The organism is Vibrio diabolicus, from assembly GCF_011801455.1.
Classification (GTDB): domain Bacteria; phylum Pseudomonadota; class Gammaproteobacteria; order Enterobacterales; family Vibrionaceae; genus Vibrio; species Vibrio diabolicus.
On sequence record NZ_CP042451.1, the window covers coordinates 442629 to 461448 of the forward strand.

General features: G+C 44.7%; 16 protein-coding genes. All 16 read left to right on the forward strand.

Going from position 1 to position 18820, the window contains the following annotated elements; translation table 11 throughout:
- Positions 1 to 7: 7 nt before the first annotated feature.
- Positions 8 to 1231 (forward strand): type II secretion system F family protein, encoded by a 1224-nt coding sequence (locus FR741_RS02115; protein ID WP_048626840.1) that lies wholly within the window; start codon positions 8 to 10, stop codon positions 1229 to 1231.
- A gap of 3 nt (positions 1232 to 1234) precedes the next feature.
- The gene (locus FR741_RS02120; RefSeq protein ID WP_005397399.1) at positions 1235 to 1696 is read left to right on the forward strand and encodes a hypothetical protein; all 462 of its coding nucleotides are present in this window, start codon (positions 1235 to 1237) and stop codon (positions 1694 to 1696) included.
- A gap of 291 nt (positions 1697 to 1987) precedes the next feature.
- Positions 1988 to 2470: a type II secretion system protein gene (locus tag FR741_RS02125; RefSeq protein WP_167426216.1), complete on the forward strand. Its 483-nt coding sequence runs from the start codon at positions 1988 to 1990 to the stop codon at positions 2468 to 2470.
- 67 nt (positions 2471 to 2537) lie between these two features.
- Positions 2538 to 2762: a type II secretion system protein gene (locus FR741_RS02130; RefSeq protein WP_167426217.1), complete on the forward strand. Its 225-nt coding sequence runs from the start codon at positions 2538 to 2540 to the stop codon at positions 2760 to 2762.
- Positions 2763 to 2871: 109 nt separating this feature from the next.
- Positions 2872 to 3333 carry a type II secretion system protein gene (locus FR741_RS02135; RefSeq protein ID WP_167426218.1) on the forward strand — a complete coding sequence of 154 codons (462 nt, stop codon included), beginning with the start codon at positions 2872 to 2874 and terminating at the stop codon, positions 3331 to 3333.
- Entirely contained in the window at positions 3330 to 3893 is a 564-nt protein-coding gene (locus FR741_RS02140) for a type IV pilus modification PilV family protein (protein ID WP_167426219.1), read from the forward strand. The genes FR741_RS02135 and FR741_RS02140 overlap by 4 nt, the downstream gene beginning before the upstream one ends.
- The gene (locus FR741_RS02145) at positions 3893 to 4654 is read left to right on the forward strand and encodes a PilW family protein (protein WP_167426220.1); all 762 of its coding nucleotides are present in this window, start codon (positions 3893 to 3895) and stop codon (positions 4652 to 4654) included. The genes FR741_RS02140 and FR741_RS02145 overlap by 1 nt, the downstream gene beginning before the upstream one ends.
- Positions 4644 to 5072 carry an MSHA biogenesis protein MshP gene (locus tag FR741_RS02150; protein WP_167426221.1) on the forward strand — a complete coding sequence of 143 codons (429 nt, stop codon included), beginning with the start codon at positions 4644 to 4646 and terminating at the stop codon, positions 5070 to 5072. Before FR741_RS02145 ends, FR741_RS02150 begins: the two co-directional genes overlap by 11 nt.
- Before the next feature lie 4 nt (positions 5073 to 5076).
- Positions 5077 to 9279 carry a DUF6701 domain-containing protein gene (locus tag FR741_RS02155; RefSeq protein WP_233059794.1) on the forward strand — a complete coding sequence of 1401 codons (4203 nt, stop codon included), beginning with the start codon at positions 5077 to 5079 and terminating at the stop codon, positions 9277 to 9279.
- A gap of 151 nt (positions 9280 to 9430) precedes the next feature.
- Entirely contained in the window at positions 9431 to 10474 is a 1044-nt protein-coding gene (locus FR741_RS02160; RefSeq protein ID WP_005381144.1) for a rod shape-determining protein, read from the forward strand.
- A gap of 150 nt (positions 10475 to 10624) precedes the next feature.
- Positions 10625 to 11524, forward strand: coding sequence for a rod shape-determining protein MreC (gene mreC, locus FR741_RS02165; RefSeq protein ID WP_005396268.1), 900 nt, complete (start codon positions 10625 to 10627; stop codon positions 11522 to 11524).
- Entirely contained in the window at positions 11514 to 12002 is a 489-nt protein-coding gene (mreD, locus tag FR741_RS02170) for a rod shape-determining protein MreD (protein ID WP_012841380.1), read from the forward strand. Before mreC ends, mreD begins: the two co-directional genes overlap by 11 nt.
- A 4-nt stretch (positions 12003 to 12006) precedes the next feature.
- Complete coding sequence (locus FR741_RS02175; protein WP_104970986.1) at positions 12007 to 12576, forward strand: Maf family protein; 570 nt, start codon at positions 12007 to 12009, stop codon at positions 12574 to 12576.
- 18 nt (positions 12577 to 12594) lie between these two features.
- Entirely contained in the window at positions 12595 to 14064 is a 1470-nt protein-coding gene (rng, locus tag FR741_RS02180) for a ribonuclease G (RefSeq protein ID WP_005381138.1), read from the forward strand.
- A gap of 12 nt (positions 14065 to 14076) precedes the next feature.
- On the forward strand, positions 14077 to 17958 hold the full coding sequence (locus FR741_RS02185) for a YhdP family protein (RefSeq protein ID WP_167426222.1): 3882 nt from the start codon (positions 14077 to 14079) through the stop codon (positions 17956 to 17958).
- Between the two features lie 33 nt (positions 17959 to 17991).
- Positions 17992 to 18813, forward strand: a complete 822-nt coding sequence (locus FR741_RS02190) for a carbon-nitrogen hydrolase family protein (RefSeq protein WP_167426223.1) — start codon at positions 17992 to 17994, stop codon at positions 18811 to 18813.
- Positions 18814 to 18820: the final 7 nt, after the last annotated feature.

Consider the following 18820-nt stretch of genomic DNA (forward strand, 5'->3'; position numbering starts at 1 on the left):
TAAGTGAATGCCAACTTTTCGTTATCAAGGTCGTACTCTAGACGGCTCATCCACTAACGGCAAAATCGAGGCAGTGAACTCAGAAGCTGCAGCGGAAGCGTTGATGAACAAAGGGATCATCCCGCTAAATGTGCGGTTAGAGAAAGAGTCGGCAAAAAGCCAAATGAGCTTGTCTAAGCTATTTGTGCCAGCCATTCCATTGGAAGTGATCATTCTTTTCTCTCGCCAGTTGTTTAGCTTAACTAAAGCGGGCGTACCGTTGCTGCGTTCTATGCGTGGCCTGCTGCAAAATTGTGAAAACAAACAGCTCAAAGAGGCACTGGAAGATGTCGTTTCTGAACTGAGTAATGGCCGAGGTTTGTCTTCTGCGATGCAGCAACACAGCAAAGTATTCAGCCCACTGTTCGTTTCTATGATCAACGTAGGTGAGAATACGGGTCGACTCGATCAAGCACTATTGCAACTGGCGAATTACTACGAGCAGGAACTCGAGACTCGTAAACGCATCAAAGCGGCGATGCGTTATCCGACGTTTGTCATTATCTTTATCACTATCGCCATGTTTATATTGAATATCTTGGTGATCCCTGAGTTTGCATCGATGTTTACGCGCTTTGGTGTTGAGTTACCACTGCCGACGCGTATTTTGATCGCTACTTCTAATTTCTTTGTTAATTATTGGGTGTTGTTGATTGTGGCAATGATTGGCGCGTTTGCGGTTTTCAGAGCCTGGGTGGCGACGGCTGATGGTCGGGAAAAGTTCGATAAGTTTCGGCTTCGGCTTCCAATTGTGGGCGATATCGTTAATCGCGCGCAGCTTTCCCGTTTTGCCAGAACCTTCTCGTTGATGCTTAAGTCAGGCGTTCCACTTAACCAGTCTTTAGCTTTAGCCGGGGAAGCTCTGGGGAACCGCTTTTTAGAAAATCGAATTCTTGAGATGAAATCCGCGATTGAAGCGGGTAGCACCATCTCAGTGACTGCCATCAACAGTAAAATCTTTACCCCTTTGGTGATTCAGATGATTGCAGTAGGGGAAGAAACCGGTCGTATTGATGAGCTGCTGCTAGAAGTGTCGGATTTTTACGATAGAGAAGTTGATTACGATCTAAAAACACTAACCGCAAGAATAGAACCGCTACTTTTGGTGATTGTCGCCGGCATGGTCATGGTGCTAGCACTGGGTATCTTCCTGCCAATGTGGGGAATGCTAGACATCATCAAAGGCGGCTAATAGGTGGTTGAAAATCAAAGTCGAGCGACGCTAATCGTTTTTGGGGTAATTGCTACCATCATTGCTGTTGGCTTGGCGGTCAAATTACGTCCTGTTACCGAGCAGGCGCAAGTGACCGGAGCGAAGTTGGCGAGAGTTTGGATGCAAGATAGTGTTCAGCGTTATCGTCAAGCTTGGCTCGTAAAAGGCGAGCCAGAACATATGCTGATGGATGGTTTTAATCTCACCATGACTGAGGGCGGGCTAGTGTCTCCCTTTACTCAACAAGGTGTTTTAGATTGTGGTTATTGGCTAGCAGTGCATTATCCACAACGTAAAATAATGACCAATAAGTTAATAGATATCAGTGGAGCCATCAAAACTGATCGTTATGTCTGTCACTATACTTATGAAAATGGTCAGTCGATTGTAGTTATTTCAACAGCTAATCAACTGAAAATAGACGTCGAAATGTCGGCGGAGTGAATTTTTTGACACCTAATCACTATAATTGGTAATGAAAGTCGGTATAATGCAATCATTACCATAAGTAAGACGCTGTAATAGAGGGTAAACAATAATGTGTTTTTCTCATTGCAGCATGAACTGAATAATGGCGAATCGTCATTCTGCTCAAGCGGTAGATACAGTATCCACTTCACGGTCAGTTTTAGTGAACGTTGCTGCCCCAAACCGTTTTGACAATATCCAAAATGGTCGCGTGACCTAAACGAAACTTTGCAGTTGTACTGCATGCTTACATAGAGAGAGTAAACAATGAAAAGACAAGGTGGTTTCACCCTTATCGAATTGGTAGTGGTAATTGTAATCCTAGGTATTCTAGCGGTAACTGCAGCGCCACGTTTCCTTAACCTGCAAGATGATGCTCGTAAATCTTCGCTTCAAGGCCTAAAAGGCGCTATTGATGGTGCGGCAGGCATTGTTTATGGTAAGGCTGCAATTGATGGTATTGAAGCTAAAGCAGCAGGTGATGATGTTAAAGTTGATGATATTACGGTTGCGTATGGTTTTCCTACGGCAGATGAGACAGGTATTATGAAAGCGGTTAATGGTCTAGATGCAACCACTGGTGACTGGAAAAAGGTGTCAAGCGTGACAGATGAGGGTAGTGAGAGTATTACATTTAGTTTCAAAGGAGCAGCTGATAATACAGCGACATGTGTGGTGAAATATAATCAAGCACAAAGTTCTGCTGCTGCTTCAACTGAGCTTGTGTTAGGCTCTGGCTGTGGCGCTTAATCTAATTGAAAAGGCCAGCTAGTCTGGCCTTTTTCTCTTTATTTTGATTAATCTCGGAATAGTTCATATGCGTAAAACATCGGGTCTTAGTGCGATAGAGTTTGTCGTTGTGCTGATTATCTTAGGTGTGATCGGTTATGTGGTATTACCAAGATTTATCAGCTTCGAGCCAGAAACTTACGAAGCAAAGTGGGAGCAAACTAAGCAAACCGCCGAGCACGTTTCTGAAACGCTGAGCAATAAAGAAACTTACGATCGGATTGAAGAAGAAATCGATAGATCGAAAAACTAACCTAGAGCAATCTTGTTTGCTACGTAAAAGAAGTGTGATTTTAGTCCAAAATCACCATGCTTTTTTGCTTATAATTTAATCGCTTGTTGTAAGCCGAAGGTTCCTCAGTATGAAGTCGCGCTCAACGATATCAGGTTTTACTCTCATTGAGCTGATCATGGTAATCGTCATCCTCTCTATATTATCGCTTTATGCATCCAGTCGATTTATACGCACTGGTATTTCTGCCGTCGCAATTCAAGATCAAGTCATTTCTGTTGTTCGCCAAGTCCAGGTGAATCGCATGCAATCAAATGTCAGTAGTGCGGTAGGAAATAACGATTTTATTCTATCCATAGCAACCAATTGTATTGGTTCAAAAGCCTCTTGCTCATCTCAGTCCAGTAGTCGTAGTGATTGGGTCGAAGACAGCAGTGTTACTTTTTCTCCTGTTCAAGAGGTTAAATTTGATCTTCTAGGAAATCCGACCCCTTCTTCGGTCACTATCTCTATTAGCGAAAACAATAGCTCTCAAACCTGTACGGTCACAATTAATGAGCAAGGCTACGTAAGTAAAGGTGGCTGTTCATGACGATGAAATGCAAAAAAACGCTTCGAGGAATGACGCTTATTGAGATGATTATTGCGATCGTCTTGATGGGAATCGCAATGGTGATGTTTTCGACAGCATTGATACCACAAATTAAAGATGCTTCCACCTCCCATTATCAAAGTCGAGCCATTGCTTTAGGGCATAGTATGATGTCGCAAATTTTGGCCCGCAATTTTGACCATTATTATGATGACAATGGTGGCATGCTCCGCTGCGGCGAAAGCGGGGCAGACGCTTGCTCACCTCTTGGAAGAGATGGAGAGACTTCGCCCTCTGCTTTTAATGACGTTGATGACTATATTGGTTGTTGGTACACCGAAAATACTCAGAATAGTTGTCCGTCAGGGATCGAAAAATACCAACTCTCAGATGTTGTCGGTAATAGTGCAGACAGTAGTTATGTCAATTTTCGTGTAGAGGTTGCGGTAGAAACGACAGAGCTCGAAGGAAGTGTTCCTAAAATGAAGCAAGTGAAGCTGGATATATTTGCTGGTTCCTCGTTAGCGATTTCATTGGTTGGTTACAGAGGTAATTATTAATGAGTCAAAGAGGTTTCACTCTCATAGAACTCGTGCTGACCATTGTTATTGGTAGCATCATCATGCTGGGGATTGCGGGTTATGTTCAAGTTGGGATGAAAGGGTATGTTGATGCGAGTTCAAGACAAAGAATTCAGACCCAAGCTCAATTTGTGCTAGAAAAAATGGCGCGTGAAATTAGACACGCCGTTCCCAATAGTTTTGCAATGACAAACACGGCGAACGAATCCTGCCTGTCGTTTGTTCCAACTTTAAATTCCGGTTATTACTTTCAAGAACCAACCAGCAACGATCTGCTTTTTATCACTGGGGAAAACGTTCTAGGAGATACATTAAAAGCCTCCGAGGAGATACGCTTTGTCATAAATCCTACACGCTATGACGATTTGATATCAGGCGCTGTGAGTAATCACTTAATTAATAGTGACCTTCCTTTAAATGGTGATGATAGCAATGGTAATGCCAATTTTTATCGCTTTAGCTTAACGGGATCTTTACCTAGTGACTCGATCGCTCATCGTATTTATCTATATCAGTTAGCAACCAAAGTTGAATACTGCATTGTCAAAGCCGGGGCTCATACTAATCGCTTAACTCGCAATGGCACTGTTGTTGAAAATATTGTGGCAGGTGACAGTCAATTTGATTACACGAATGTGAGTTTACAGACTGGTGGGATTGTCTATCTCAAATTTGCTTTTGAACAAAATGGTGAAGTTAGTACCTACCAACAAGATGTGCAGGTGTTAAATGTCCCATAAACAGAAAAACAGTGGAAATGTACTCATTGTATGCTTGTTCGTGATTGTTGTTATGGGATATCTAGGAGCGACGCTCACAAAGACCAATTGGTCTAATCAAAACTCAATGACTCGTGAGTTTTTAGGGACACAAGCATGGTTTTACGCTCAATCTTCAATAGAGTGGGCACTCACTGAAATATACCCACTTAACGATGAAAAACCAGATGTGGGAAGCAATTGCAGTAATAAAGTCAATGGTAAAGCGCCAAGCTCAGAGAGCATTGATTACGGAAGCTGCCGATTAGTTTCGCTTGTGTGTGACGGGGGCGATAAAAAGTTAGATAGCCAAACATTTTATCGTATCGAAGCCGCAGTCCAGTGTGGTTCTGGATTGAGCTTGGTTGAACGCAGACAAGAGGTTTGGATTAAGGATTAGAATAATGAAAAGAAAAATAATTGCTGCTTTATTTTTTGGTTTGTTTTCTCTTAAGAGCTTTTCTGCTGAAACTTTTGATATGACACCATATTGGTCAATTAGTAAGGGAACGATGAAATCGAGAGGGAACCTGTGTGATGGTTATTATAGTTACAATGATTATGTTTGCCCGAACGGGTTATACCTACATAAATGGCAGTCAATTTCTTCCGACTGGCCAATGAATATTCTAGTTTATGGTGATGTCGAATTTAAAGGAAAAAATGTAATTGGCAGCTCTATTCGCCCTATTAATATTCTTGCTAAAACCAGTAATGTGAAAGGCCGAAATCAAGTTCGACTCTTCGGCAATATTGAAGCCCATGGAAGTGTTGAACTAAAAAATAATATCGACATAAATGGTTTCATCTATTCGTCTCACGGTTACGTGTATCTTGAAAGTGCAGAAGTGGCAGGAAATGTTACAAGTCTTACGGATGGCATAGAGATTAAAGGTACAGGGAATGTTATTGAAGGTAACATTTGGGGAGCGAAGGATATTGTTCTCTCAAAAGTTACTGTAAAAGGTGGAGTTACCAGTATCGCTGGGCAGATAAAGACAGAGGTAAACAGTAATAATATCGAAGGCGATGTGGTTGCTCATGGGGACATTGTATTGAAGCAGACTGTAGTTCGTGGTGATGTAACAAGTAAAGGCGGGGCTGTAAAAACAGAAAATTTGAATAATCAAGTTTACGGTGACATTGAAGCATTGCACGAAGTGGTTTTAAAGGGCACTAAGGTTGTTGGAGACATCCAAAGCCTCGGCGAAGAAATAAAGCTTGAAGAGGCGGGAGGCGGTAACTCCGTTTACGGAAATTTGATAGCTTTACACGAAGTTGAAATTAAAAAGTCCCTAGTATGTGGTCAAGTTACCTCCAGAGGTTCAGAAGTTAAACTCGACAATTCCAAAGAAAATAAAAATAGGGGCATTTACGCTTACACAAATGCTATACATGCAAGTCATAACGCAACTGTAAAGAACTCAAGTGTGTGTGGTTCTGTTGTTGGTCATTCATATGATTTTCATAATGCAAAAATCTATTGTGGTGCAGATGAACCTAACTGTGATAACTCGCAAGACATAGGTAATTGCCCGCTAGACTTCCTAGAAAATGTGTGTCCTGATATGGTTCCAGAAATTATTATTCCAGAACCAGTCGAGTGTTTGGTTGAGAACTTCGATGCTGAAAAACCACTGAGCAATTGGACTGTTATGGGGCGGGGAAAGAGCACGGTTCCCTATGTCGATTCTGGTCGATTTATCGTATCCACAAACCAAAACGATCAATCTACGGCTTCAGCATTCAAAGTAACTATCCCATCTGAGGATAATGTTGTTCAAGTAACATTCGACCACTATGCACGACATAGCAGCACGCGAACTGGTGGTGATGGTATTGCTATTGTTCTTTCTGATGCAAATGTTCCCCCATCTCCAGGTGCTTTAGGTGGGCCTCTGGGCTACGGTGTCAAACCAGGAATGGAGGGCTTTGCTGGTGGGTGGGTTGCGTTTGGTATTGATGAGTACGGTAATTTTTCTAACGAAGGTAGTTTTGATGACTCAGCAACGCGTCCAGGCAGAAAGCCGCATTCTGTCACCATTCGTGGGGCTGGTTATCAAAAAATAATGAACGGATCAGATACCAAAGAGTGGTTTGGTGGCTATAAGTTCATTAATAATAATACAGACGTCGGTCCGCTGGATGAAAGAGGCGGAAGATCTCCGTATGATAAGCATAAATTTAGAGTCACTGTAGATACTCGGAACGGTATTGTGGGGAGAAACAGTGGAGTGTGGGTTTCCATCGAGCGCAGTATTAATGGTTCTGCTTGGGAAAGCTTGATAGAGCCATTTAATATAGCGGATGGGTTTGGTCAGCCACAATTACCGAAAGACTTCTTGGTTTCAATTACTTCGGGGACTGGGGCTAGCACCAACATTCATGAAGTTGACAATGTTAATATATGTGCAGATCGATTCAATAAAGAGCCTCAGATCGATCATTTTCGCTTCACTTACGATGGAAGCGGAAATGTTTGCGATGCTCAAAGTGTAACTCTTACAGCTTGCATGACCCCTGAATGTGATGAGACGTATCCTCCGAAGGGGATGACGAATCCTAAGGAGTTAGAGGTTACCTTATCTGATATGCATGACGCTCAGTGGTTAAACTCGCAAGGTGAGCCACTTGTAGATAATACGTTGATATTTACACATAGTGCTAATTTACAAGTGCGCTCAGAGGGAGCGGAACAAGCCAAGCTTGGCATTGCTCGTACATCAATTATCTCCCCTAATATAGAACCAGTTAAATGTAAATTATTTGGTGAAGACGACTTTGATCCTAGCTGTTTGATCAGTTTTGCAAGCTCAATCACGTTGTCGATCCCAGATAAAATATCTGGACTACCTTTCTTTAATAACTCTGGCGATTTGCAAACTCAGTACAAATTAAAGAGTCCAAGTGCAAATTATCATCCAAATTTAATGCTTTGTGAGTCAAGTTCATCGCAGGTTCCATCCCAAGGTTTATTTAGAAATATTCAAATGAAGTTCGATTATGATGAGCCAAGTAAACCGAGTTACACACCAGCTCTTAAGGTGAGCTTTAAAGGGAAAAATAGTCAGTTTGAACAGGCTATCTCTATGACTAAACCTAATGACTGGGTAACAATTCCTAACGTGTTTTTTAGCACAAATGGCAAAGCTGTATTTAATGTTGAATACCCTGAAGTAGGACGGCTAAAAGTTTCTGCTCGAGTCCTAGCTGAAACCAACAAAAAGCAAGCTGAGAGTTATCGAACATTTGTTAGTTTTCCTGCGAAGTTGGGCTTGAGTGTCAGTGGTCGAGGTGATTGCTCTTCTGGTTGTGATGGTTATATCCCCGCAGGGGAAGAGTTCACCATGTTCGTTAAGGCTTATCAGGATGGCGGTGCTGAGGCTAAGAATTATCGAGAACCTGACATCAAAATTACCAATACGCTAGTTTATCCAAAGCCAGATAAACTAGATGAAGGAAGTGTCGTTGATGCAACTCTACTAGTTGATATGTTGCCTGATGATGCCGAATGGAGCGAAGGGAGTGTGTCATTCAAGCAATCAGTGAGTGATGTTGGAGTGTTTAAGTTTGTCGTATCTGCTCCTTCTGCGGGTAATGGTGATTCGTATTCGTCGTATCTAGGCAGTGCTGCATTCAAAATTACAGATGCAACGCTCAATGTTGGGCGTTTCTACCCTGGTAAATTCAATGTTTACAGTAGCGATCAAACAACTTCGTACAACAATATATGGGATTATCCAAATAGCCAAACATTTACGTATATGGGGCAGCCTTTTGGGTTAAAACAGTTTTACGTAGAAGCATTGTCGAAAGGAGGCGGTGCATTGCGTAACTATGCGTATTTTGATGAAGTTCACCACGCGAAATTCAACTTGTACGAGAATAACTCTGCCAATGTTAGTAGGTTTAGTGCGTTGTCCACATACACTGGTAACTGGTTGAACGAAAGTAAAGGGCCTTATGTTTCAGGGCAAAGCGTAGGGAAATATAGCGCTAGTGGACTGGTGTGGAATAAAGTAGTAACTAAACCTGACGGCCCCTTAAACTACTTAGAGAATTCATCAGATACATCTATTTCTATTGAGCTATCTTCATCATCATTAGACAAAGCTGGTGTGAGTATTGGTGTGAAGCAGCTACGGAAACAACCAGACATTCGTTTCGGTCGTGTTGACCTAGACGATGTTGGGGGGAACCAAGGCAAAGAATTGCGCGTACCACTCCGAGTGGAGTACTGGAATGGTAGCCGCTTTATCGCCAACCCTGATGACAATCAAACCGATGTGAAAGGTGTCACTGCCGCTGAAACGCATATCTGGCCAACAGGTACTGATGCTGATCCTAAAGCGGTTACACTAGGAGCTGGTGGTACCGTTTCCTCAGGTTCTTCTCGTTCTGTTACTGCAACTCAAGCTGAACCATACCGTCAGCAAACGCGCGTTTGGTTAGATCTTGATGATTCAAAAAATGGCTTACCTTGGCTCAAATACGACTGGGATAAAGATGGCTCCGAAGAAAACCCATCATCCGTAGTAACCTTTGGTATTCATCGTGGTAACGATCGCGTGATTTACCGTGGTGAGCCAGGGTTAACCGGACAGTAACAACTTAGGTTTTTGGCCTTAAGTTAGGAAACTGCAAGAAATTGAGGCTTTCTGCTCATGTTTGTGTACCAATACCTTGCTGTGACAGCGAGGCATTGGTACATTTAGAGCAATTTTTGTCTTCTATATTTTTGCAGGATGAGCGAAGAGTATGTTTAAGAAACTTCGTGGCATGTTTTCTAACGATCTATCTATCGATTTAGGTACAGCCAACACTCTAATTTACGTAAAAGGGCAAGGAATTGTCCTTGATGAACCTTCTGTAGTTGCTATTCGTCAAGATCGTGTAGGTTCTGCAAAAAGCGTTGCTGCAGTCGGTCACGCAGCAAAACAGATGCTTGGTCGTACACCTGGCAACATTTCCGCTATCCGCCCAATGAAAGACGGCGTAATTGCTGATTTCTATGTAACCGAAAAAATGCTTCAGCACTTTATCAAGCAAGTGCACGATAACAGCATCCTAAAGCCAAGCCCACGTGTTCTTGTTTGTGTTCCTTGTGGTTCTACCCAAGTTGAGCGTCGCGCAATTCGTGAATCAGCCCTCGGTGCTGGTGCGCGTGAAGTTTACCTAATCGACGAGCCAATGGCAGCAGCAATTGGTGCTGGTCTGCGCGTGTCTGAGCCGACAGGCTCAATGGTGGTCGATATCGGTGGTGGTACAACTGAAGTTGCCGTTATCTCTCTAAACGGTGTGGTTTACTCATCATCTGTACGTATCGGTGGTGACCGCTTTGATGAAGCCGTGATCAACTACGTACGTCGTAACTACGGCAGCTTGATTGGTGAAGCAACGGCTGAAAAGATCAAACACGAAATCGGTTCTGCTTACCCTGGCGATGAAGTTCAAGAGATTGAAGTTCGCGGTCGCAACCTTGCAGAGGGTGTGCCACGCAGCTTTAGCCTGAACTCAAACGAGATCCTAGAAGCGCTTCAAGAGCCGCTATCTGGCATCGTCTCAGCAGTCATGGTTGCACTAGAGCAGTGTCCACCAGAGCTTGCTTCAGACATTTCTGAAAACGGCATGGTTCTGACAGGTGGTGGCGCGCTACTGAAAGATCTCGATCGTCTATTAATGGAAGAAACCGGTATCCCTGTGGTTATCGCGGAAGACCCACTAACGTGTGTTGCGCGTGGTGGCGGTAAAGCACTAGAAATGATCGACATGCACGGTGGCGATCTGTTCTCTGAAGAATAAAGGTTTAGGTGAAGCTCATGTCGGGCTTCACCTTCATTTCTGCTCTCTCTGTAATTCAAACATGCTCCATACCTAAAAGTATTTATTTAAGTATTTTTAGGTTGCCAAGTAAGGCTCAATAATCATGGAAGCAATCAGGTCAAAAACAAGATGAAACCGATTTTTGGCAGAGGTCCGTCTCTGCAATTACGTCTGTTTTTTGCTGTCATCGTGTCGGCGAGCTTAATGCTGGCTGATAGTCGTCTAGATACGTTTTCCAACGTCCGATACTTATTGAACAGTATGGTTGCGCCCATTCAATACGCAGCCAATTTGCCTCGCAGCATGTTCGATGGCGTATTTGAACGTTTTAATACTCGTCAGGCATTAGTTGAAGGCAATCGCAACTTAAAGCGAGAAGTGCTACGCCTGAAAAGCGAGCTGATCTTGCTCGATCAATATAAAGAAGAAAACCAACGTCTACGCAAATTGTTAGGCTCTTCATTTGTCCGGGATGAAAAGAAAGTCGTAACTGAAGTGATGGCGGTTGATACCTCACCTTATCGTCATCAAGTGGTGATTGATAAAGGACAAATAGACGGTGTATACGTCGGACAGCCAGTGATCAACGAAAAAGGCATTGTTGGTCAGGTCACGTTTGTCGCAGCGCACAACGCACGTGTTCTGTTGCTAACGGATGCGAAAAATGCGATTCCTGTCCAGGTGATCCGTAACGATATTCGAGTTATCGCGTCGGGCAATGGTGAAATGGATGAAATCCAACTGGAGCACATTCCAACCAGTACTGATATTCAGGTTGGCGATCTATTGGTGACATCCGGCCTAGGTGGGATTTACCCAGAAGGGTACCCAGTCGCGACGGTTACCAATGTGGATCACGATACGCGCCAAGAGTTTGCGTCAATCAAGGCTGAGCCAGTTGTAGAGTTTGATCGTTTACGTTACCTACTGCTGATTTGGCCGAATGAAGATCGTCAACACAAAGTGCTGCGATCCAATGTGGATGAAGGGCTAGAGCAAGAAGAACAAGAGGTAACTGATGGCCAATAATGTAGTGAGCAGCCGAATGGTGATTGGTGTCAGTTTCTTCGTTGCGCTGGTATTGCAAACCATTCCGTGGCCAGGTGTGTTGGATGTTTTACGTCCATCATGGTTGTTTCTTGTCACTTGTTATTGGGTGTTGGCACTGCCGCACCGAGTGAACGTTGGAACCGCGCTAGTGCTGGGCTTATTATGGGATATCTTGATCGGCTCAACGCTTGGAATTCGCGGCATGATGATGTCGATTGTCATCTATCTGGTGGCGTTGAATTTCCTGTTGATTCGTAACATGGCATTGTGGCAACAGTCGATTTTAATTGCCTTTTTTACTGCGTTATTGGAAGTTTTGATATTCTGTGGGGAATATTTGAACCAGGACGTAGTATTTAATCCATTATCTCTGTGGACGGCGGCAATAAACTGTATACTTTGGCCATGGATGTTTTTATTAATGCGACGAGTTCGTCGTGCATGGCACGTAAGGTAAAGCGGTGAAGAAAAGCTTATCTCTCGTTCTCGCATCGGGTTCTCCGAGAAGAAAAGAGCTGCTTGCTCAACTGGGTTATGATTTTGAGATCGTATTGCCTGATATTGAGGAAGCCAAACAGGCTCATGAGCAAGCACGAGATTACGTGTTGCGTCTTTCTTTGGAAAAAGCTCAGGCAGGCTTAGCGTTGGCTAAGCCTGATTCCGTTGTATTGGGCTCTGATACGGTCGTAGTATGCGATGACCGTGTGTTAGAAAAACCAAAAAGTTTTGAAGATTCAAAGCGTATGCTTACTGACTTATCGGGTCGTCGTCATCAAGTGATGACTGCGGTGAGCGTTGTATCATCGGAACAACAACATTCAGTGGTCGTTACCACTGACGTGTGGTTCAAACAACTGACTCACGAAGAAATCGAACAATATTGGCAGTCAGGAGAGCCATGCGATAAAGCTGGAAGTTATGGTATTCAGGGACTCGGAGGGCGATTTGTCACCCGAATCGAAGGCAGTTATCACGCTGTAGTAGGCTTACCTTTGTTCGAAACCGATCAGCTAATTCAAGAATTTTTATAATTGTTTTGAGGTGTGCACATGAGTGCAGAATTGCTGCTTAACGTGACCCCGAGTGAAACTCGTGTGGCCATGATTGAAGGTGGAGTACTACAAGAAATACATATCGAGCGCGAATCGCGTCGCGGCATTGTGGGCAATATATACAAAGGCAAAGTCAGCCGAGTACTGCCAGGTATGCAAGCGGCTTTCGTCGATATCGGTTTAGATAAAGCGGCGTTTTTACATGCGTCAGATATTGTCCCGCATACCGAATGTGTGGCAGAGAACGAAAAACAGCAGTTTCAAGTCCGTGATATCTCTGAGCTGGTACGTCAGGGGCAAGACATTGTTGTACAAGTGGTCAAAGATCCGCTCGGTACGAAAGGCGCGCGTTTAACGACGGATATCACCTTACCTTCGCGTTATCTTGTTTTTATGCCGGGGGCCAGTCATGTCGGTGTTTCGCAGCGTATTGAGAGTGAGAAAGAGCGCGAGCGTCTGAAAAAAGTGGTGAATCATTACTGTGATGAGCACGGTGGTTTTATCATTCGTACCGCAGCGGAAGGCGCAGATGAAAAAGAGCTTTCTCAAGACGCGGCATTTCTTAAGCGCTTGTGGCTAAAAGTCATGGAGCGTCGTTCAAAATACAAAACGCGTTCAACGCTTTACGGTGAACTTGGTTTAGCCCAGCGCATTCTGCGTGATTTTGTCGGCACAGAGCTCGATAAAATCATGGTCGACTCCCGCCTCGAATATGAAAACCTGAAAGAATTCACTTCTGAGTATGTACCTGAGTTAACAGACAAGCTTGAGCTTTACGAAGGTGACAAGCCAATCTTTGACATGTACGACACCGAGAATGAAATTCAGCGTTCTTTAGAGCGCAAGGTTGAACTAAAGTCGGGTGGCTACTTGATCATCGATCAAACTGAAGCCATGACAACTATCGATATCAACACTGGTGCATTTGTTGGTCGTCGTAATCTTGAAGAGACCATCTTTAATACCAACATTGAGGCAACGCAAGCTATTGCTCGTCAGCTGCGTTTACGTAACCTCGGCGGTATTATCATCATTGACTTTATCGATATGGCGTCTGAAGAGCACCGTCAGCGAGTGCTTACCTCATTGGAAACCGCACTGGCTAAAGATCGAGTAAAAACCAACATCAACGGCTTTACTCAGCTCGGCTTAGTCGAGATGACGCGTAAGCGCACACGAGAAAGTATTGAACATATCTTGTGTTCTGGCTGTCCTACTTGTGAGGGCCGTGGTAGCGTGAAAACGGTTGAAACTGTGTGCTTTGAGATATTACGCGAGATTACTCGTGTAAACCGTGCTTACGACGCCGATAATTTTGTTGTGTACGCATCGCCGTTTGTTGCTGAAGCGCTGTTGGGTGATGAGTCTCATGCATTGGCTGAGCTCGAAGTATTTATTGGCAAGCAAGTGCGAGTTCAGGCTGAGCCCCTGTACATTCAGGAACAGTTTGACGTCGTAATGATGTAATTTGGAACATTTGTGAATTCTGGTGTTAACCGTTTTGGGCGTTTTTGTGCGTGGAGTTTAGTTACTGTACTGGTGTTATTGGCCATATTAGTAACCACACTGCGCGTCACATTGCCACAACTTAACCACTTCCAAGATGAGATCAAAACCTGGGTCAAGCAGGACACAGGTTTTGACTTTTCTATCGCCAACGTCGCAGGGACGTGGCGCAATAATCACCCCTCGATCGCGCTACTCGGTTTAGAAGCGAACCTGCCGAATATTCAGGATGCACGCTTTGCCGTTGAAGAAATCCAAATTGAATTCGATCTCATTCAATCTCTTTTGCAACTCAAACCGGTGGTCGCAGACCTCACCATCCATAACCTCGCTCTGGATATTCACACCGTAGACATTCTGCCGACCTCTAGTCGTCAAGAGCAGGAGTCGAGTGTGGATAAGAGCGAAGTGAAGCTCATCGACCAACTCGACTCACTTCTTTTACGTCAGTTTGAAGACTTCACCATTACCGACTCACGGATTTGGTATAAATCGGTATCTGGTGAGACTCGCCGTTTGGATATCGAGCAGCTCCGTTGGAGCAACCAAGGCAAGCACCACTTAGCCGAAGGCACCGTGAACATTGCCGATGTTCGTCTGAATTCATTGTTAGTGAGCGCTAACTTTAAAGATCATGGTTCGCTACGTGATGTGTCTGGTGAGTTTTACGTAAGTGCCCAAGATGTCTCGGTGACGCCTTGGTTAACCACTTACATGCAAGAAGAATCGGGTGCTGAGTCGGGTAAGGTCAGCTTAAACACTTGGCTGACGCTGAAACACAGCCAACCGAATGATGCGTATGTTGAACTGTTGCCTTCTGAGCTCGTGTGGAATGAAAACGGTCGTCATGAGCTGTTTATCGAGTCAGGTATTTTCAATCTTCGACCAGATAAACAAGGTTGGAAAGTAAATGGTCACTCACTTCGGATCCGAACCGACAACACCCCTTGGCCGGAATTAGACGCAGCGTTTGATTGGCAACCGAATGGTTGGACGCTCAACCTTTCTCAACTCGATATCGAAGCACTTATTCCGCTCATCAAATTGGCTCCAGAGTCAGAATCGACCAGTGACCTTATCAACAAATTGGCACCGAAAGGCCGAGTTGAAGATGTTCGCTTGTCCATGAACGGTGGTTTAGACACGTTACGCTACTCCGCGGAACTGGATGAACTTGCGATGACGCAATGGGAACTGCTACCAGGATTCCATCATGTACAGGGCAGTGTATCTGGTGATTTAGATCAAGCCAAAGCGAAAGTAACCGTCATTGATGATGTATTTCCGTACGGTGATGTATTTCAAGCTCCGCTGAATATCAAACAAGGTGAAGTCGATATTATCTGGCAACAAGATGAGAGTGGCTGGCGCTTGTGGTCTGATAAAGTGACGGCAGCGACACCGGATCTTCAAGTACTAGGAGCATTCCGTCTTGATTTTCCAAAAGAACAAAGCCCATTTTTATCGTTTTATGCTGAAGCAGATCTCTATAACGCAGGTGAAACATGGCGTTACCTGCCGACTCTGGCACTTGGACAAGACTTAACGGATTACCTATCGACTGCGATTCAAGGCGGTAAAGTGAATACGGCTAAGCTGCTGTGGTATGGCGAGTTAGGGGATTTTCCTTACAAAGATCATAATGGCATGTTTCAGGCGTGGGTCGGTTTAAAAGACGCGAAATTTAGCTTTGATACGGCGTGGCCAACCATCACTGATCTGCAGCTGGACTTGCTGTTTGAAAATGATGCCATGTATTTGGATTCAAAGTCCGCCACGCTAAATGGTGTTCATGCCAAGCGTATTACTGGGCGAATCCCTGAGTTGGCGGAGGGTGGACACATTGAGATTGAAGCCAAAGCGAGCGCGCCGGGTAATGAAGTTCGTGACTACATGATGGCGACGCCATTGGTGGACTCGGTCGGGGCAGCGTTGACGGCGCTGCAAGTGAGTGGTCCGGTTTACTCTGAGTTCCAGCTCAACATTCCGTTTGATTTTGAAAAAGAGTCCCGTGCTTGGGGTTATGCCGATTTAACAGAAAACCGTGTCGATATTGAAGCGCCGCCAATGACGCTGGAGAAAGCCACAGGGCGTATCCACTTCGATAATGATGTGGTCACCACATCGGGTTTGTCTGCAGAGTTGCTTACCCAGCCTATCTCCCTCGATTTTCGTGGTGAGAGTGCGGAACAGGGCTACAATGTGACGATTAATACATTAGGGGATTGGGACGTTGAGCCTCTCAAACCTTATGTTGGTGAGCGTTGGTTAAAGCTTGTTTCTGGGCATGCGCCGTGGCAAATGGACATTGACTTACAACTTAATGATGTAGGCTTCACCTATCAACTTGATGTGTTGGCGCAGCTAAATCGTTTAGCGAGTCAATATCCCTATCCGCTAGCGAAACAAGTTGGCGAGTCCGGGCAAGCAAAACTACAGGCATCCGGCAACCAAGAAAGTATTTCAGCAAGACTACAGATACCAAATGCTAAGTATCAAACCGAGATAGATATAACTGGCGAGGTACCTGTTCTGACGGCGACTCATTTAATGGTCGGCAAAGGTGGTTTCAGGATCAGCCCTATTGTCGGACACGATGCATCAGTGCGTGTCGCTGAGCTTAATTTAGACCAGTGGGCAGAGCTGCTTCAGGGCTCGGAAGGTAAGCAATCCTCATCTGTTCTGGCAAGCATGAAGACGCCGAGTATTCCATTGCCTACACGGATTGATGTTGAAACGCCAAACTTGCAGCTTGGTGGGATTGAGTTTCATGATGTGGACTTCTCCGCAAGCAAAAAGAATTTGAGCTGGCAACTCGATGTGGACAGTCAAGAGGTTAAAGGTAAGGCTAACTATCTGAAGCCGTATGACTTATCGGTCTCTTTGGAGCACTTGCACCTGTATATTCCAGGGTTTGAAGAGATGACCAAAGAGCGCAGTTCGCTCTTTGCCAGTGAGGATCAAAACGCGCCTTTGATTACCAATTTTGACCGCCAGTTTCACGCTGAGATGCCAAACTTAACTTTGAACATCGATGATTTTTGGTTGCAAGGTTACAAAGTGGGGAAGGTGAATGTTGATTTGCAGCGTCGCGAGAACCGTTTGGAGTGGAAAAATATCACCTTTAGCAGCGGCAAAAACCGCATTGATATGAGCGGTTGGTGGGATCTGACAAAAGAGAGTAGCCATTCCAACTTAACCATGAAAATGAAAGGTGATAACAACACTGATCTTATGGAGCGCTTTGGTATCACATCGGGTATTCAGCAGGCACCATTTGAGATCAATGCCAATATGGAGTGGGACGGCGCGCCTTGGTCGATGAAGACACAAACCTTGCAAGGGAATGTCTCAACGGAATTTGGTAAAGGCGTGATCAGTGAAGTCAGTGGTGCGGCACGCTTGTTAGGTTTGTTCAGCTTGGATTCTATCATCCGTAAGATGCAGCTCGATTTTACCGACGTATTCGATAAAGGCATGGCGTTTAACTCGATCACGGGCACGGGCAAAATCCAAGATGGCGTGTTTATCACCAACGATATCGTGATGGATGCCTTAGCAGGAGAAATGCAGATCCGCGGCATCGCCAATATGAACAGCAGAATGGTCGATGCGGAAGTGAAGTTCACCCCAGACATCACATCAGGCCTACCAATGCTGACCGCGTTTGCAGTAGCGCCACAAACCGCGTTGTATGTTTTAGCCATCTCAACAGTGATTTCTCCGGTGGTTGAGGTCTTCACTCAAGTCAATTATGAAGTGAAAGGCCCACTAGACTCACCAACGGTAAAAGAAATTTCTCGAAGTAAAGGTGAATACAAACTGCCAGAAAAGCTGCGTGAACAGGCCAAATAACTCACCGACTAAAATGGAATAGGGAGGAAACACATGGAACGTGTTGGCATTATTCAAATGACATCGGGTCCAGATATCACTGCGAATCTGGACTTTATTGAAAAACAGTGTGCTTTGGCGAGTAAGCAAGGTGCCAAGCTTGTCCTTACCCCTGAAAATACGGTGCTGTTTGCCAACCGCGAAGCGTACCATCAACATGCAGAGCCACTTGGGAGTGGCGTGATTCAACAGCGGCTCTCTGAAATCGCAAGAAAGAACCAGTTAACACTGATTGCCGGAAGCATGCCCATTCAAACCGCAAAAGGTGTCACGACCACAACGCTTGTATTGCCGCCGCACGGTAAATGCATTGCTCACTATGACAAACTGCATATGTTTGATGTCGACGTAGCCGATGGTTATGGTAGTTATCGTGAGTCGGACACGTTTATGGCGGGTAATCAAATAGTCGTGGCGGAAACCGATATCGGCAGCGTTGGATTGAGCATCTGTTACGATCTTCGTTTCCCTGAGCTTTATAAAGTGTTACGCCAAGAAGGCGCGGATATCATTGTGGTGCCTGCTGCGTTTACCGCTGTGACGGGGCAAGCTCACTGGGAAGTATTATTGCGAGCTAGAGCGATTGAGACACAATGTTGGATTTTGGCAAGCGGACAAACTGGAACGCATCCATGTGGACGAAAAACATGGGGACACTCAATGGTCGTTGACCCTTGGGGACGTATTCATAAACAGCTTCAGGATGAAGTAGGCTTATTGGTGACAGAGATAGATTTGTCACAAAGCCAACAAGTAAGGCAGAATATGCCGCTGACTCAACACAGTCGCTTTCAAAATGAATTGAGACGGAAATAAAAGAGCT

Excerpts from the sequence above, each read along its gene's own strand:
- rng (WP_005381138.1), top strand. The coding sequence starts at position 12,595 with ATGAGTGCAGAATTGCTGCTTAACGTGACCCCGAGTGAAACTCGTGTG.
- FR741_RS02140 (WP_167426219.1), top strand. The coding sequence starts at position 3,330 with ATGACGATGAAATGCAAAAAAACGCTTCGAGGAATGACGCTTATTGAG.
- FR741_RS02150 (WP_167426221.1), top strand. The coding sequence starts at position 4,644 with ATGTCCCATAAACAGAAAAACAGTGGAAATGTACTCATTGTATGCTTG.
- mreC (WP_005396268.1), top strand. The coding sequence starts at position 10,625 with ATGAAACCGATTTTTGGCAGAGGTCCGTCTCTGCAATTACGTCTGTTT.
- FR741_RS02190 (WP_167426223.1), top strand. The coding sequence starts at position 17,992 with ATGGAACGTGTTGGCATTATTCAAATGACATCGGGTCCAGATATCACT.
- FR741_RS02155 (WP_233059794.1), top strand. The coding sequence starts at position 5,077 with ATGAAAAGAAAAATAATTGCTGCTTTATTTTTTGGTTTGTTTTCTCTT.
- FR741_RS02130 (WP_167426217.1), top strand. The coding sequence starts at position 2,538 with ATGCGTAAAACATCGGGTCTTAGTGCGATAGAGTTTGTCGTTGTGCTG.
- FR741_RS02135 (WP_167426218.1), top strand. The coding sequence starts at position 2,872 with ATGAAGTCGCGCTCAACGATATCAGGTTTTACTCTCATTGAGCTGATC.
- FR741_RS02160 (WP_005381144.1), top strand. The coding sequence starts at position 9,431 with ATGTTTAAGAAACTTCGTGGCATGTTTTCTAACGATCTATCTATCGAT.
- mreD (WP_012841380.1), top strand. The coding sequence starts at position 11,514 with ATGGCCAATAATGTAGTGAGCAGCCGAATGGTGATTGGTGTCAGTTTC.
- FR741_RS02145 (WP_167426220.1), top strand. The coding sequence starts at position 3,893 with ATGAGTCAAAGAGGTTTCACTCTCATAGAACTCGTGCTGACCATTGTT.
- FR741_RS02125 (WP_167426216.1), top strand. The coding sequence starts at position 1,988 with ATGAAAAGACAAGGTGGTTTCACCCTTATCGAATTGGTAGTGGTAATT.
- FR741_RS02115 (WP_048626840.1), top strand. The coding sequence starts at position 8 with ATGCCAACTTTTCGTTATCAAGGTCGTACTCTAGACGGCTCATCCACT.